Source organism: Streptomyces albiaxialis, assembly GCF_039530985.1.
In the GTDB taxonomy this organism is placed as follows: domain Bacteria; phylum Actinomycetota; class Actinomycetes; order Streptomycetales; family Streptomycetaceae; genus Streptomyces; species Streptomyces albiaxialis.
This window is the reverse complement of the sequence record NZ_BAAAPE010000002.1, coordinates 278929-294597: the sequence shown is the minus strand read 5'-3', so window position 1 is coordinate 294597 and position 15669 is coordinate 278929. Positions and strand designations below refer to the sequence as shown.

Annotated in this window: 10 protein-coding genes and 1 pseudogene; 10 read left to right on the top strand and 1 reads right to left on the bottom strand. The window is 73.3% G+C overall.

Annotation, left to right across the window (positions count from 1 at the left end; translation table 11 throughout):
• Window positions 1-372: 372 nt before the first annotated feature.
• Window positions 373-1267, bottom strand: a pseudogene (locus tag ABD343_RS06335) (RNA polymerase sigma-70 factor).
• 176 nt (window positions 1268-1443) lie between these two features.
• Between ABD343_RS06335 and ABD343_RS06330 the strand changes: the two are divergent.
• The 10 genes from ABD343_RS06330 (at window position 1444) to ABD343_RS06285 (ending at window position 15669) form a co-directional block, all read left to right on the top strand.
• Window positions 1444-1737 (top strand): MBL fold metallo-hydrolase, encoded by a 294-nt coding sequence (locus tag ABD343_RS06330; RefSeq protein WP_344524927.1) that lies wholly within the window; start codon window positions 1444-1446, stop codon window positions 1735-1737.
• A 17-nt stretch (window positions 1738-1754) separates the two neighbouring features.
• The gene (locus tag ABD343_RS06325; protein ID WP_344524925.1) at window positions 1755-1964 is read left to right on the top strand and encodes a hypothetical protein; all 210 of its coding nucleotides are present in this window, start codon (window positions 1755-1757) and stop codon (window positions 1962-1964) included.
• Between the two features lie 558 nt (window positions 1965-2522).
• Window positions 2523-4001 carry a sugar transferase gene (locus tag ABD343_RS06320; RefSeq protein ID WP_344524923.1) on the top strand — a complete coding sequence of 493 codons (1479 nt, stop codon included), beginning with the start codon at window positions 2523-2525 and terminating at the stop codon, window positions 3999-4001.
• 73 nt (window positions 4002-4074) lie between these two features.
• Window positions 4075-5397, top strand: a complete 1323-nt coding sequence (locus tag ABD343_RS06315) for a nucleotide sugar dehydrogenase (protein WP_344524921.1) — start codon at window positions 4075-4077, stop codon at window positions 5395-5397.
• Window positions 5390-6652, top strand: coding sequence for a glycosyltransferase family 4 protein (locus ABD343_RS06310; protein WP_344524919.1), 1263 nt, complete (start codon window positions 5390-5392; stop codon window positions 6650-6652). The genes ABD343_RS06315 and ABD343_RS06310 overlap by 8 nt, the downstream gene beginning before the upstream one ends.
• Window positions 6649-8046, top strand: coding sequence for a Wzz/FepE/Etk N-terminal domain-containing protein (locus ABD343_RS06305; protein ID WP_344524917.1), 1398 nt, complete (start codon window positions 6649-6651; stop codon window positions 8044-8046). The genes ABD343_RS06310 and ABD343_RS06305 overlap by 4 nt, the downstream gene beginning before the upstream one ends.
• Window positions 8043-9566 (top strand): Wzz/FepE/Etk N-terminal domain-containing protein, encoded by a 1524-nt coding sequence (locus tag ABD343_RS06300; protein ID WP_344524915.1) that lies wholly within the window; start codon window positions 8043-8045, stop codon window positions 9564-9566. The genes ABD343_RS06305 and ABD343_RS06300 overlap by 4 nt, the downstream gene beginning before the upstream one ends.
• Before the next feature lie 3 nt (window positions 9567-9569).
• Window positions 9570-11486 (top strand): asparagine synthase (glutamine-hydrolyzing), encoded by a 1917-nt coding sequence (gene asnB / locus ABD343_RS06295; protein WP_344524913.1) that lies wholly within the window; start codon window positions 9570-9572, stop codon window positions 11484-11486.
• On the top strand, window positions 11483-13699 hold the full coding sequence (locus ABD343_RS06290) for a bi-domain-containing oxidoreductase (protein ID WP_344524911.1): 2217 nt from the start codon (window positions 11483-11485) through the stop codon (window positions 13697-13699). Before asnB ends, ABD343_RS06290 begins: the two co-directional genes overlap by 4 nt.
• A complete protein-coding gene (locus tag ABD343_RS06285) occupies window positions 13696-15669 on the top strand; it encodes a heparinase II/III family protein (protein WP_344524909.1) in 1974 nt (657 codons plus the stop codon). The genes ABD343_RS06290 and ABD343_RS06285 overlap by 4 nt, the downstream gene beginning before the upstream one ends.

Here is a 15669-nt window from a genome sequence, read left to right as displayed (position 1 = left end):
AGGTGCGGTTGCCGTGCCTCGCCTGACGTCGCCCTGGCGCCGGGCCCGGACCCGGACCCAGGCCCGGGCCCGGGGCGATAGGCGGTGGTGTATCGGTGCGGTGCGAAGACGAATCGAGCTGTCGTTGAAGCCGGTGCATGGTGCCGCTGGTCTACTTCAAGGGCGGCGGCAACCACGAACCCGACGGCGGCCTGAAGTACCGCCTGTGACCGAGACTGCGAGCCGCTGGAGGGCCGAGGTGGTCGCTCCGTCGGCGAACGGGCCTTCCTGGCAGTCGCGGCGCAGGGGCGGGTGGGTGTTCAATCCGCTGCTCTGCTGGTCTTCTTCGTGGTGGGCGCGTGACGTCCGGGGCGGTTCCGGCGGGCGCCGGGGTCAGGAGAGCGAGGCCACGTACCGGGCGAGCTTCGCCGGGTTCATGACCCACATGACGCGTTCGATGCCGCGCGCGGACGCGTCGACGCACAGCAGCGCCTTCGCGTGGCCGTCGTGCGAGACCAGGACGGCGGGGCTGCCGTTGGCCTCGGCCCAGCGGACGTCCGCGCCGGGCCAGAAGCGCGGGGCGAAGGCGGCCAGGTAGCGGGAGACGTGTGGCAGCCCGAAGACCGGGATCCTGGACGCTCCGCGCGTTCCGCCGCCGTCGGAGTAGCTCACGACGTCCTCCGTGAGCGCCGCCTCCAGCGCAGGCAGGTCGCCGGCCTGCGCCGCGGCGAGGAACGCCTTGAGCAGACGCCGGTGCTCGGCGCGGCTGACCGGTTCCCGTCGTTCCGCGGCCAGATGTCTGCGGGCACGGGTCACGAGTTGGCGCGAATTGGCCTCGCTGGTCTCCAGGATCTCCGCGAGGCGGCGGTACGGGTGGGCGAAGGCCACGCGCAGCACGTAGGCGGCGCGTTCCACGGGGTTGAGCTTCTCCAGGAGGAAGAGGACCGCCAGGTCGAGGGCCTCCGCCCGCTCGGCGCCCACCTGCGGATCCGCCGTCGTGTCCACGGGCTCGGGGAGCCAGGGCCCCACGTACGCCTCGCGCCGCACCCGGGCGGACCGGGCCACGTTGATCGCCAGCCGGGTGGTGACCGTGGTGAGGAAGGCGGCCGGTTCGCGCACCCCTTCGTGGTCGGTGGCCTGCCAGCGCAGCCACGCCTCCTGCACGATGTCCTCGGCCTCCGCCACGCTGCCGAGCATCCGGTAGGCGATGCCGAAGAGCTGGGGGGCGTGCGGCGACGAAGTCCGTCGTTGCGCGGTCGAGGGAGCCTGGGTGGTCGCCGGTGCCCATATGTCCTCCTGTTTTGAGGCGTAATGCTACAAGCCCGATCAGTGGCTTCTTTTCGATGCCGTGAGTGGTGGGTCCGGCTGTCACAGAGCGAGATGCCGTCCGGTCAGAGGGGGCGACGGGACGGTGTGCAGGGCGCCGTCACCGTCTCCTGTTGACGCTCTGCACGAGGAGGACACATGAGTCTGGACCACATCGCGCGGCACGACGAGCTGGTCCCGTCGCGCTACGCGCTGAAGGTCGGCGCCATCGACGTGATGGTGATCAGCGACGGGGTGCTGCCGATCTCCACCGGCACGCTCGCCACCAACGCCGCCAAGGCCGAACTGTCCGCCTGGCTCGGTGACATGTTTCTTCCGCCGGAGGTGTGCGACTGGCCTCTGAACGTGGCGGTGGTGCGCAGCGGCGGCCGGACCGTCCTCATCGACTCCGGGCTGGGGACGGAGTTCTCCGGCTTCCCGAGGACCGGCTGACGTTCGCCGGTGACGCCGTGTTCCAGCCAGGGTTCGACAAGCCGGACTGGCACAACGGCTTCGACCACGACCCGGAGGAGACGGCCCGGTTCCGGATCCGTCTGCTGACGGAGCTGGCGGCGCGGGGCGAGCAACTGGTGGCCACCCACCTGCCGTTCCCCTCCGTCTGCCATGTGGCGGCCGACGGCAGCGCCTTCCGTTTCGTACCGGCCGTCTGGGACTACTGACCCGGTCGCACGCCGCTCAGCCGGGCCGCGCTGTATACCCGTTCAGCCTCGGTCCGGCTGGGCGCCTCCGTCATGTGGCGTAGCTTCTCTGGGCCCCGCCCGGATGACGAGGTGGGTGACGTTCCGTTCAGCACAGGTCACGCGACGGCGTTTCTCCGCGGGCTCCGATGCTTGAACACAATTTGCACACACCCCTCTCCAGACGGACGTTGATGGTCTACATTGACCGTGCTTCGCAAGTTTGGACACGAGGCGACAAATAACGATCTATAGGTTCGGCGCCATGGGCAGCCAGCGGTATCGTCCCCGCGCCGACCGCAGGGGGGTCGGCTCCCGGAGCCCGCAAGGGGCCCGGGAGAGGGCCCGGGTGCGGGGAGCACCCGGGGTGCCCACGAGTTTCCTGCGGGTTCCCTACGTCAAGTACTGCTGCAACACCGGGGCGTCAATCGCGGGGGCGGGGCTTTCCGGAGCAAGGAACAGCGCGGCACGGGGGGCGGGGTCCTCCCGAGAACAGTGTTGGGCGAGCACCTCGAACCACTGGTGACCTGGGGGGGTCCTGTGCAGCAGGGGGAATTAGTCAACCCGTTTCCGTCGGCGCGCGGGCGTCTGGACAACGGGACACTCAGCCAGCCCGCGAGCGATTGGGAGCAGCGGTACCGCCGTACCGTGATCATCAGCGACACCCTGTCCACCGCCGTCGTGGTGGCGGCGATCGGCATCTTCTTCGGGGCCCGTGACGCGGCCAACTGGCACGAGAAATGGGGCATTCTCGCCTTCGGCACCGAACTTCTGGTGCTGGGCGCGCTCGCGGTGAGCCGGGCGTGGGCACCGGCCGTGCTCGGCCAGGGAGCCGAGGAGTTCCGCCGGCTCGGGCGCTCCCTCTTCGCCGCTGTCGTCGTGCTGGCGCTCGGCGGGATCGCCCTCACCTCGCGCAACATCAAGCTCTGGATCTTCGTCGCGATCCCGGCGATCGCGCTCGTCTCCATGACCGCGCGCTATCTGCTGCGCCTGTGGCTGCACAAGCGGCGCAAGGAAGGCAGATGCCTGAGACCGGTGCTCGCCGCCGGGAGCCCGGACACCGTGCGCGATCTGATCACCCGGGCCCGCAAGCTCCCCCATCTCGGCTGGCGGGTGGAGGCCGTGTGCACGACGGACGGCCTCGGCCCCGACGGCGACCAGTTGGACGGCGTGCCCGTCGTCGGCCTGCTGAGCGACGTCGCCCTCCACGTACGGCGCGACGGCTACCGTGTCGTCGCCGTCACCCCCGACCCGCACTGGTCGCCGGACCGGCTCCAGCGGCTGGCCTGGAACCTGGAGGGCAGCGACGCCGAGATGGTCGTGGCGCCCGTGCTGATGGAGGTGGCCGGCCCCCGGCTGCACGTCGACGCGGTGCTCGGGATCCCGCTGCTGCGGGTCAGCATGCCGATCTTCACCGGGGGCCGCAGGGCGGTCAAAGAGGTCGCCGACCGGCTGGGCGCGTTCGTCCTGCTGCTGCTGTTCGCGCCACTGATGGTGCTCGTCGCGCTGCTCGTGCTGGTGGACAGCCGGGGCGGGGTCCTCTACCGGCAGCGCAGGGTCGGCAAGGAAGGCCGCGAGTTCACGATCGTCAAGTTCCGCACCATGGTCGTCGGGGCCGACCGGGCGCGGGCAGAGCTGGCCGGGCTCAACGAGGGCGCCGGTCTGCTGTTCAAACTCCGCCGGGACCCGAGGGTGACCCGGGTGGGGACGGTGCTGCGCCGGTACTCGCTCGACGAGCTCCCGCAGCTCTTCAACGTGCTGACCGGGTCGATGTCGCTCGTCGGCCCGCGCCCTCCGCTGCCGGAGGAGTCCGCCGCGTACGGCCCGGACATCCGGCGGCGGCTGCTCGTCAAACCCGGGCTCACCGGCCTGTGGCAGATCAGCGGGCGCAGCGACCTGCCGTGGGAGGAGGCGGTCCGGCTGGACCTGCGCTATGTGGAGGACTGGTCGCTCGCCCTGGACGCGGTGATCCTCTGGAAGACGCTGCGCGCGGTCCTCCAGGGGCAGGGGGCCTATTGATGCGCGGGGGCTGTCGTCCGGCCGGCGCACGGAGGGCGGGCCGCAAGGGCCCGTCCGGGGGGAGGAACGGAACATGAGGATCAGCGTCTTAGGGCTCGGCTACGTGGGCTGCGTGTCGGCCGCGTGCCTGGCCGGCCTGGGCCACGAGGTCATCGGCGTGGACGTCAGCCAGGTGAAGGTGGACCTGGTCAACGACGGCAAGGCCCCGGTGGTCGAGGAACGGATCGGTGAACTCGTCGCCGAGGTCGTGGGCAAGGGCGCGCTGCGGGCCACCGCGGACGTCCGCGAGGCGGTCATGAACAGCGAGGTGTCGCTGGTCTGCGTGGGCACGCCGTCCGAGCCCAACGGCAGCCTGTGCACCACGTATCTGGAGCGGGTCACCGAGCAGATCGGCGCCGTGCTCGCGGAGCGCGGCGGTTCCGGCGGGCGGCACACCGTCGTCTTCCGCAGCACCATGCTCCCCGGCACCTGCCTGAACCTGCTGGTGCCGATCCTGGAGAAGTTCACCGGCGGTACGGCGGGGGTGGACGTCGGCGTCGCCGTCAACCCGGAGTTCCTGCGCGAGGGCACCAGCGTGCGGGACTTCTTCGACCCGCCCAAGACCGTCATCGGCGAGCTGGACCCGGCCAGCGGCGACGTGGTCGCGGCGCTCTACGAGGGCCTGCCCGGCGAGGTGTTCCGGGTGCCGGTCCCGACGGCCGAGGCGATCAAGTACGCGGACAACGCGTTCCACGGCCTCAAGATCGGTTTCGCGAACGAGCTGGGTGCCGTGTGCCAGGCCCTCGGGGTGGACTCGCACCAGGTGATGGACGTGTTCCTCGCCGACCGCAAGCTCAACATCAGCCCCGCCTATCTGCGGCCCGGCTTCGCCTTCGGCGGCTCCTGCCTGCCCAAGGACCTGCGCAGCCTGGTCCACGCGGCGCAGCGGGCCGACGTCTCGGTGCCCCTCCTCGCCCATGTGCTGCCCTCCAACTCCGCGCACCTCCAGCGCGCGGTGGAGCTGGTCGAGCGCACCGGGAAGCGCCGGGTGGGTCTGCTGGGGCTCTCCTTCAAGCCCGGCACCGACGACCTCCGCGAGAGCCCGCTCGTGGAGCTGGCCGAGCGGCTCTTCGGCAAGGGGTACGACCTGAAGATCTACGACGCCAACGTGAGCCTCTCCCGGCTGCTCGGCGCGAACCGCGAGTACATCGAGAACCGGCTGCCGCACCTCGCGCAGCTCCTCGCCGAGTCCGTCGACGACGTCCTCGGCCACGCCGAGGTGTGCCTGGTCGGGACCAGGGACCCGGCCGTGCTCTCCGCGCTGCCCCACGGTGCGGGGCCCGTGCTGATCGACCTCGTCCGCCTGCCCGACGCCGCGAAGCGCCGGACCGAACCCGGGTACGTGAGCCTTGTCTGACGACACGACCAGCGGCGGCCGACGGGGCCGCCGCGCGCTGATCCTTGTGGAGAACCTGTCCGTGCCCTTCGACCGGCGGGTGTGGCAGGAGTGCCTGACGCTCCGCGACGCGGGGTGGTCGGTCGATGTCATCTGCCCGCGCGGGAGCAAGCGGGACACGGAGGCGGAGGCCGAGATCGACGGGGTGCGGATCCACCGCTACCCGCTGCGCGCCGCCGCCGGGGGACCGGCCGGATATCTGCGGGAGTACGGGGCGGCGCTGTGGCACACCGCCCGGCTGGCCCGCAAGGTCGGCCCGGTCCACGTCGTCCACGCCTGCAACCCGCCCGACCTGCTCTTCCTGCCCGCACTGTGGCTCAAGCGGCGCGGCGCCCAGTTCGTCTTCGACCAGCACGACCTCGTACCGGAGCTGTACCTCTCGCGGTTCGGCCGGGGCGAGGACCTGCTCTACCGGGGCGTGCGCGCGCTCGAACGGCTGACGTACCGGGCCGCGGACATCGTGCTCGCCACGAACGAGAGCTACAAGGACGTCGCGGTGACGCGCGGCGGCCGGAGCCCTGAGGACGTCTTCGTGGTGCGCAGCGCTCCCGCGACCGACCGGTTCCAGCCCGCGCCCGCCGAGCCGGAGCTGAAGCGCGGCAAGCCCCATCTGCTGTGCTACCTCGGCGTCATGGGCCCCCAGGACGGCGTGGACTACGCCCTGCGGGCCCTCGCGAAGCTCCGCGACGAGCTGGGGCGGACCGACTGGCACGCGGTGTTCGTCGGCGCGGGCGACACCTTCGACGCGATGGTGGAGCTCTCCCGCGAGCTGGGGCTCTCCGATCAGGTGCAGTTCACCGGGCGCGTCCCGGACGCCGACCTGGTGCGTTACCTGTCCACCGCGGACGTGTGCCTCTCGCCCGACCCGCACAACCCGCTCAACGACGTCTCGACCATGAACAAGGTCCTGGAGTACATGGCGATGGGCCGGCCGGTCGTCTCGTTCGACCTGAAGGAGGCGCGCGTCTCCGCCGGTGACGCCGCCGTCTACGCGCCCGCCAACGACGAGGCCGAGTTCGCCAGGCTCGTCGCGCTGCTGCTGGACGACCCGGACCGACGGGCCCGGATGGGGAAGACGGGTCAGGAGCGGATCACCGGGCAGCTCTCCTGGCGGAACTCCCAGAGATCGCTGCTCGCCGCCTACGAAGCCGCCTGCCGCGCGCGTACGGCGCGGACGGGCGGCCGGGGACGGGCAGGGAAGAGGCGCCGCCGTTGAGTGAAGAGACGATACGCCTGGTCACGATCGGGCGGATACTCCGCCGCCGCTGGCGGCTCCTGGCCCTCCTCACCGTGGTGGGCGCCCTCGTCGGCTACGGCACCTCGGCGGTGCTGTTCCCGCCGCGCTACACGGCGTCGGCATCCGTGCTGCTGCCGGGGCAGTGGGAGGAGCGCGAACTGCTCACCCAGGCGGAGATCGCGACCAGTTCGGCCGTGGTCGACCGCGCGGCCGCCACGCTCCGCTGGAGCGGCACGAGCGGGGGAGAGCTGCGGGACCAGGTCAGCGCCAAGGCCGCCGACGGGAACATCATCAAGGTCGCGGGCACGGCCGAGACCCCGGAGCGCGCGCAGCGGCTCGCCGACCGGGTCGCCCAGCAGTTCGTCTCGTTCGCCTCGCGGGTCGCGGGCGACGATGCCGACTCCGAATCCGAGGAGGCCACGGAGCCGGAGGCGCTGCGGAAGAAGGTCGTCCAGACCAACCGCCGCATCAGCGCCCTGGCCAGCGCGGCCGACCCCGGGCAGACCGTGGAGGGCGTGCAGGCGCGCACCGAGCTGGAGAAGCTCCGCACCGCGCTGCAGCAGGCCATGAAGAAGCTGGACGAGGCCGAGACGGCGACCGGCAAGGCCGGCATGGTCGTCATGGGCCCCGCGGACAAGCCGACGGGCGAGGCACCGCCGACACGGACGCAGCTCGTCGCCGCCGGGGCGGTGCTGTTCTTCCTGCTCGCGGTCGTCGGCCACCTCGCCGCCGCCCGGACCGACCGGCGGCTGCGCAAGGAGCCGGAGATCGCCACGGCGCTCCGCTCGACCCTGCTGGGCACCGTCGACGTGCCCGGCGAACGGCCCGCGCACCGGTCACGGGGCCGTGGCGCCGGGGCGTGGCTCCGGCGCGTACTGGGCCTGGACGTCCGGTGGAACATGCCGGCCCCCCTGCTGTCCGGCGACGAGGCCGCCGGACGGATCCGCTACCGGCGGGTGTGGGCCCGCCTCCGCGACCAGGTGCCGTCCCCCGGACGGCTGCTGGCCGTCGTGCCCGAGGGCGACGAGACCGCCCTGCTGGCCGCCGGACAGCTCGCCGCCGAGGCCGGGGGAGACCCCTCAGCGAGCGGGGGAGACCCCGTGCTGCGGGTGGTGGAGGTCCCGGTCGCCCGGCCGTTGGTGCCGGACCGCGGCGCCGAGTCCGGTGCCCTGATCGTGCTCAGCGCCGGGAGCTGGACGGCGGGAGAGCTCACCGGGATCGCCGAGGCGTGCGCGGACGCGGGGCACGAGGTCGTCGGCACCGTCGTCGCCGGAACGGTCCGGGCCCGTCCGGCACGCACGGCCGGACGCCCTCCGCGCACCGCCGCCCCGGCGGCCGCGGGCGGCGACGACGCGACGGGAGGAACAGCGTGACGACGAGCAGGAATTCCGAGTCGTCGGCCCCCGCTCCGCTGCTGGACCTGCAGTCGCTGGTGGTGGCGGTGCGCAGACGCCGGCGGCTCTGGTGCGCCATGGCGCTGCTGGGACTGTTCCTCGGGGCCGCGGTCGCCGTGCTGATGCCGCCGCCGCCCTCGGCGGTGACGAAGGTCCTGGTCACCCACCAGGAGGACCAGCCGAACGACACCGGGACCCTCATCCGCACCGACGTGGAGCTGCTGGGGACCACGAGGATCGCGGGCAAGGCCCTCGACGCCCTCAAATCCGCGGAGGACCCCGAGGAGTTCACCCGGGACTACCGGGGCACCGGCCTGACCAACAACCTGCTGCAGATCGACGTCACGGGCGACACCGACGCGGACGCCGTGGCCAGGGCCGAGGCGCTGGCCGACGCGTTCGTCGCCGACCACGTACGGCGGATGCGGGCGACCGCGAAGGCCGAGTCCAAGGCGCTGCTCGACCAGCGCGACCGCATGCGGGACGAACTCGCCCAGGTCAACAAGGCGATCGGGGGCCGCTCCCCCGAGAGCGACCCGCAGTCCTCGGCGAGCATCGAGTCGCTCTTCGCCCGCCGCGCCGAACTCAACTCGCGGATCGCCGACTTCGACGAGCGCGCGGCGGAGGCCCGCACCGGCACGCCCCGGATCATCGCCGGTACGCAGATCGTGGACGCTCCCCGCGCGGTGGAGCACTCCCTGCCGAAGACCGCGGGCACGCACGCCGGGATCGGGCTCCTCCTCGGACTCGTCCTCGGGCTCGCCGTCGCCGCGGTCGGCGCGGTGGTCGCCGACCGGCCCGTGCTGCGCCGCGAGATCGCGGAGAACCTGGGCGCCTCCGTCATCGCGGAACTGCCCCGCCGCTCGGGCAGGGTGTGGCAGCTCCGGCGGACCAGGGCGGCACGCGAACGGCTCACCACGAGCCTGGCCCGCACCGTGCGCGGCTCGGCGGAACCCGTCTCGCTGCTGGAGCTGGGCTGCCCGCGCAGCGCGAGCGTGATCGCGCTGGCCCTCGCCGGGGAGCTGGCGGAGGAGGGGCCCGTGGTGATCGTCGACGGCCTGCCGGGCCCCCAGCTCGCGAACCACCGCCAGAAGGCGGGCGGCCCCGCCGTGGTCAGCGGCGAACGGGCCGCGGCCCTGTCGTCCCAGGAGCGCCGCCTCGGCGTCGGCTCGGTCGCGCCCGGCACGGCGTGGACCGACCTGCGGTACCTCGGCACCCGCACCGTGCTCGTCGTACGGGCCGGGCACGGCCGCGCCGCGTGGCTGCACACCGTGGCGCGGCAGCTCGCGGACCAGCGCATCCCGGTGATCGGCGTGGTGCTGATCGACCCCGATCCGCGCGACCGGACCGACGGCACGCTCTGGGACGGGCCGCCCCCCGCGCCCCGCGGCCAGAGCGAGCGGCTCGCCCGGCAGAACGGGACGGGCGGCCAGCGGCGGACCGAGCGCCATCCGGCGTGGGCCGCGCGGGGCGGGGACAACGACCAGGAGGCGCGGTAGGACATGTGTGGCATCGCAGGGACGTACCGCTGGCCGGACGGGAAGGCCGTGACCGACCGGCTCACCGGCATCCTCGCCCACCGCGGGCCGGACGGGGCGGGCCGCTACGGCCACTCCGCCGGTGACGGCGAAGTGCAGCTCGGGCACCGCCGGCTGTCCATCATCGACCTGTCCGAGACCGGCGCCCAGCCGATGGTCTCGGACGGCCTCGCCCTGACGTACAACGGCGAGCTGTACAACGCGCCCGAGCTGCGGGCCGAACTGGCGGCCGCCGGGGCGCGGTTCCGGGGGACCTCCGACACGGAGGTGCTGCTGGAGGCCTGGCGGCGCTGGGGCACGGACTGCCTGCCCCGGCTGCGCGGCATGTTCGCGTTCGGGATCTTCGACGAGCGCACCGGCGAGCTGGTGCTCGCGCGCGACCAGCTCGGCATCAAGCCGCTGTTCCTGCTCCGGCGCGGCCAGGGCCTGGTGTTCGCCTCCGAGCTGAAGGCGCTCGCCGCCGCGGCCGGCGGGAAGCTGGAGGTGGACCACGCGGCGCTGGTGGCCTCGCTGCTGTACTACTGGGTGCCGGACTCGCGGTGCGCGTTCCGCGAGGCGGAGAAGCTGCCGCCGGGAAGCTGGCTGAGGTGCCGCCCCGACGGCCGGGTGGAGCGCGGCCGCTACTGGAACCTGAAGGACGTCGCCGCCGAGGGCCAGGAGCGGGCCAGGGCGGGCGAACGGCCGGACCTGGCGGCCCTCGTGGAGGACTCGACCCGGCGCCACATGCTCTCCGACGTGCCGGTGGCGACGTTCCTCTCCGGCGGCCTCGACTCCAGCTACCTGACCGCGCTGGCGGCCCGCCACCAGCCCGGGATCTCCGCCTACACGATCGGATTCCGCGCCGAGGACGCCAAGTTCGAGGCGATGCCGGACGACCTGCGCTACGCCCGGCAGGTGGCTGAGCGGTTCGGCGTCGACCTGCGGGAGATCGAGATCGCCCCGGACGTGCTGGACCTGCTGCCGCGCATGACGTACCACCTGGACGAGCCGATCGGCGATCCCGCCGCGATCAACACGTATCTGATCTGCCAGGCAGCGCGGGAGGCCGGGGTCAAGGTGATGCTCTCGGGGATGGGCGCCGACGAACTGTTCGCCGGATACCGCAAGCACCTGGCCAACCTGCTCGCGCTGCGCTACCAGCGCGTCCCGCGGCCTCTGCGGCGCGGCCTGTCCGCGGCCGTGGACAGGCTGCCGGTCGCCACGTCCCGCCGGGGGTACCGGTCGGTGCGCTTCGCGAAGCGGTTCCTCTCCTTCGCGGACCTGCCGGAGGAGACCGCGTTCCGGCGCAGCTACACGATGTACGACCGGGACGAACTGCTCGGCCTGGTCGACCCGGACCTGGCCGGGACGGTCGACGACGTGCTCACCGAGCACGCGGACGTCTACCGGGACAACGCGCTCGACGACTTCGTCAACCGCATGTGCCTCGGGGACGCCCGGATGTTCCTGCCGGGCCTGAACCTCGCGTACACGGACCGCTCCAGCATGGCCGCCTCGACCGAGGTGCGGGTGCCGTACGTGGACGTCGAGGTGGTCAGGGCGGCGTTCGCCGTGCCCGGCGCGCGCAAGATCGTCGGACGGCAGGGCAAGGCCGTCCTCAAGGAGGCCGCCACCTCGGTCCTGCCCCGGGAGATCGTCTACCGGCCCAAGGGGCTCTTCAGCGCCCCGCTGCGCGCCTGGATGAGCCGGGACCTGGCACCGCTGGTGCGCGAGGTGGTGAACGACGGAGAGCTGGTCAGGTCCGGGTTCCTGCGCCGCGACGCGCTGCGGCGGCTGGTCGCCGAGGACGCCTCCGGGCAGCGGGACAACTCCAAGCATCTGTGGCATGTGCTCACGCTGGAGCACTGGTATCGGGGCGCGACTTCTGGGGAGAACGAGTGAAGCAAGTGGTACAGAACTACAAGAGCGGCGAGCTTGCGGTGCTCGACGTTCCGGTTCCGGGGTGCAAGCCGGGCGGGGTGCTGGTCCGCAGCGCCTTCTCGCTGATATCCACCGGGACCGAGCTGATGAAGGTGTCCGAGGCCGGCATGTCGATGCTGGGCAAGGCCCGCTCCCGCCCCGACCAGGTGGCCAAGGTCATGCAGAGCGTGGCCACCAACGGGGTGCCCGCCACCTACCGCAAGGTGATGGGCAAGCTGGACTCATGGACGCCGCTCGGCTACTCGCTGTGCGGCGTGGTCGAGCAGGTCGGCGCCGGGATAGAGGACGTGGCGGTCGGCGACCTCGTGGCCTGCGCGGGCAACGAGCACGCGCTGCACGCCGAACTGAACTGGGTGCCGAAGAACCTCTACACCCCCGTGCCGGACGGCCTCGCGCCGCGCCACGCCGCCTTCGGCACCGTCGGGTCGATCGCGATGCAGGGCGTCCGCCGCGGCGAGCCGCAGCTCGGCGACGTGGCGCTGGTCATCGGCCTCGGCCTGATCGGGCAGTTGGTGGTGCAGCTCCTCGCCGCCGCCGGAGCCCGCGTCGTCGGCGCCGACCCCGACCCCGAGCGCTGCGCGCTGGCCGAGCGGCTGGGCGCCGAGGCGTGCGGCGACCCCGCGTCCGCCGCCGTCGAGTCCGCCGTCGCCGGCCTCACCGGCGGCCACGGCGTGGACCAGGTGTATCTGGCCGCCGGAGGCAGCAGCAACCAGCCCGTCGAGCTGGCGGCCCGGCTGAGCCGCGACCGGGGCCGCGTCGTGGACATCGGCAAGTGCCGCCTGGACCTGCCGTGGAACGCGTACTACGAGAAGGAGCTGGACGTCCGCTTCTCCCGCTCCTACGGCCCCGGGCGCTACGACCCGGAGTACGAGCTGGAGGGCCGGGACTACCCGATCGGCCAGGTCCGCTGGACCGAGCGCCGCAATCTGGCCTGCTTCCTCGACCTCCTCGCCCGGGGCAGCGTGGACGTGGAGCCGCTGATCTCGCTCGTCGCCGACTTCGAGGACGCCGTCGGGACGTACCAGCGCCTCCAGGACGGCGAACTGAAGGCCGTGGCCGTGCTGTTCCGGTACCCCGGGCAGCAGGCGGAGGACGGGGCTCCACCCGAGGCCGAGGCCGTACCGGCGGAGGCCCCGTCGGTGACCGTGCCCGCCGTGCCCGCCGCACCGGGGGAGCGGAGCCCGGGCGGCCGGGGCACCAGGACGCCGGTGCGCCTCGCGTTCGTCGGCGCCGGGAACTACGCGACATCGATGCTCCTGCCGCACCTGGTGGGCCGCGACGCCGTCGAGCTGTCCACGGTCGTCACCACGACGGCGCTGTCCGCCGCCAACGCGCGGCGGAAGTTCGGCTTCGCCGGGGCCACCACCGACCTCGACGCCGTGCTCGGCGACAAGTCCGTCGACGCGGTGTTCGTGGTCACCCGGCACAGCTCGCACGCCGAACTGACCCGGAAGGCCCTGCTGGCGGGCAAGGCCGTGTTCGTCGAGAAGCCGCTCGCCCTCACCGAGGAGGAGCTGGCCGGAGTGCTCGCGGCCGTCGAGGAGTCCGGCAACGACCGTATCCAGGTCGGCTTCAACCGCCGTTTCGCGCCGCTGCTGCGCCAGGCCAAGGAGCGCTTCGGCGCCCGCACCGGGCCCGCGAGCCTCCGCTATCTGGTCAACGCGGGCCGCCTGGAGCAGGGAAGCTGGTACCTCCGGCAGGGCACCGAGGGCTCCCGGTTCGCCGGTGAGGGCGGGCACTTCATCGACACGGCGAGCTGGCTGCTCGGCGCCGACCCCGTCTCGGTGTACGCGGTATCCACGTCCGGCAACGAGGACCTCCAGGTCCTGCTCCGCTACCCGGACGGCTCCACCGCCACGATCAGCTATGTGACGACGGGGCCCTCCGCCTTCCCCAAGGAGACGCTGGACCTCGTCGCGGACGGCAGGGCGCTGCGCCTCGACGACTTCGTCCGCGCCTCGGTGTACGGCGGCAAGCGGTGGTCCAGCCCGCGGCTGAACAAGGCCCGGGACAAGGGCCAGAACGCCGAACTGGCCGCGTTCGTCAAGGCCGTACGCACCGGCGGGCCGATGCCCGTGCCGCTGGAGTCCTTGGTCGCCACCACGGCGGCCACCCTGGCCGTGCGGACCGGCCTGGCCGCGGGCGCGCCCGTGACGCTGGCGGGGGTGCGATGACCGCGAGCACGACCGGTCCCGGCTGGTACCTGCGGCGGCTGTCCCGGATGGGGCCGCGGGAGATCGGCGGGCGGGCGGCCGACATGGCACGCAGGCGGCTGTGGCGCTCGGCGCGCCCCGACTGCCCGCGCGTGACGGGCGCCCGGTTCACCGCCGTACTGCCCGCCGGGACGCTCGCCGCCGTGCCGCCGGACGCCGCGAAGCGCCTCCTCGCGGAGGCGGACCGGCTGATGGCCGGGCACGCCGAGTTCTTCGGGGTGGAACGCGACGACCTGGCCGACCCCGACTGGTGGTTCGACCCGAAGACCGGCCGCCGTGCCCCCTGGGGCTACGCCTTCGACGTGCCGTACCGGAACGAGGAGCTGGCCGGGGACATCAAGCAGATCTGGGAGCCGTCCCGGCACCAGTACCTCACCGTGCTCGCCGCCGCCTACGCCCTCACCGGGAACGAGCGGTACGCCGAGCGGGTCGCCGCGCACCTGCGGTCGTGGTGGGCGGCGAACGCGCCGCTGCGCGGGGTGCACTGGGTCAGCGGCATCGAGCTGGGCATCCGGCTGCTGTCCTGGGTATGGATCCGCAGGCTGCTCGACGGCTGGCCGGGCGCGGCCGGGCTGTTCGAGGAGAACCCGGTGGCGCGGGACCAGATCTGGCACCACCAGCGCTGGCTGGCCGCGTTCCCCAGCCGGGGGTCCTCGGCCAACAACCATGTCGTCGCCGAGGCCGCCGGGCAGTTCGCCGCGGCCTGCGCGTTCGGCTGGTTCCCCACCTCGGTCCGCTGGCGGACGGGCGCGCTGCGGTCGCTGGAGCGGCACCTGCGCGCCAACACCTTCCCCTCCGGCCTCAACCGCGAGCTGGCCAGCGAGTACCACGGACTCGTGCTGGAGCTGGGCCTGGCCGCGGTCGCCGAGGCGGACGCCGCCGGTGTGACCGTGCCCGCCTCCGTGCGGCTGGTGCTGCTGCGGATGACCGACGCGCTCGCCGCCGTCGTGGACAGCGACCTGCGGCCCCCGCGCCAGGGCGACGGCGACGACGGGCACGGCCTGGTCGTGGACGGCGCGGGCACCGACCGCTGGGCGTCGCTGCTGGCCACCGGCGAGGCCGTGTTCGGCCGCCGCGACTGGTGGCCGACGGTGACCGGCACCGACGTGCGCACCCCGCTGCTGGCCGCGCTCGTCCGGCCGGGCTCCGCGCCTGCCGTGGCGCGCCCGGCGAGCCGCCCCGCCCACTTCGGCGACGCGGGCATGACGATCCTGCGCGGCCCGGGGGAGATCTGGTGCCGCTGCGACGGCGGCCCGCACGGCTTCCTGTCCATCGCCGCGCACGCCCACGCGGACGCCCTGTCCGTGGAGGTCCGGCACGACGGGGTCGAGATCCTCGCCGACCCGGGGACGTACTGCTACCACGGGCAGCCCGAGTGGCGGCGGTACTTCCGCTCGACTCTCGGCCACAACACTCTGGAGCTGGACGGGAGGGACCAGTCCGTCTCCGGCGGCCCGTTCCTGTGGACCCGGCACGCCCGCAGCCGCGTCCTGGCCGTGGACACGGCCGGCGCCGCCGACGGCGGGACGGCCCGCTGGTGCGCCGAGCACGAGGGGTACGAACGGGCCGTGCACCGGCGCCGGGTGGAGCTGACCGCCGCGCGCGGGGAGCTGCGGGTGGCCGACGAGTTACGGGGCGCGCCCGGCCCGCGCCGCGCCGTGCGGCTGGCCTTCCACCTGGGTCCCGCGGTCACCGCCCGCCTGGAGGGGAGCCGCGCCGCGCTGACCTGGAGCAAGGACGGCGAGGACCGCGCCGCGGAGCTGGAGCTGCCCGAGGGGCTGGCCTGGCGGGCGCACCGCGGCGAGACCGGGCCGCCGCTGGGCTGGTACTCCGCCGGATTCGGGCGCAAGGAACCCGCCACGACGCTGGTCGGCAGCGGCTCCGCCGACGGCACCGGCGGGTTCGTCACCGTACTCAGGTTCCGCGGCTAG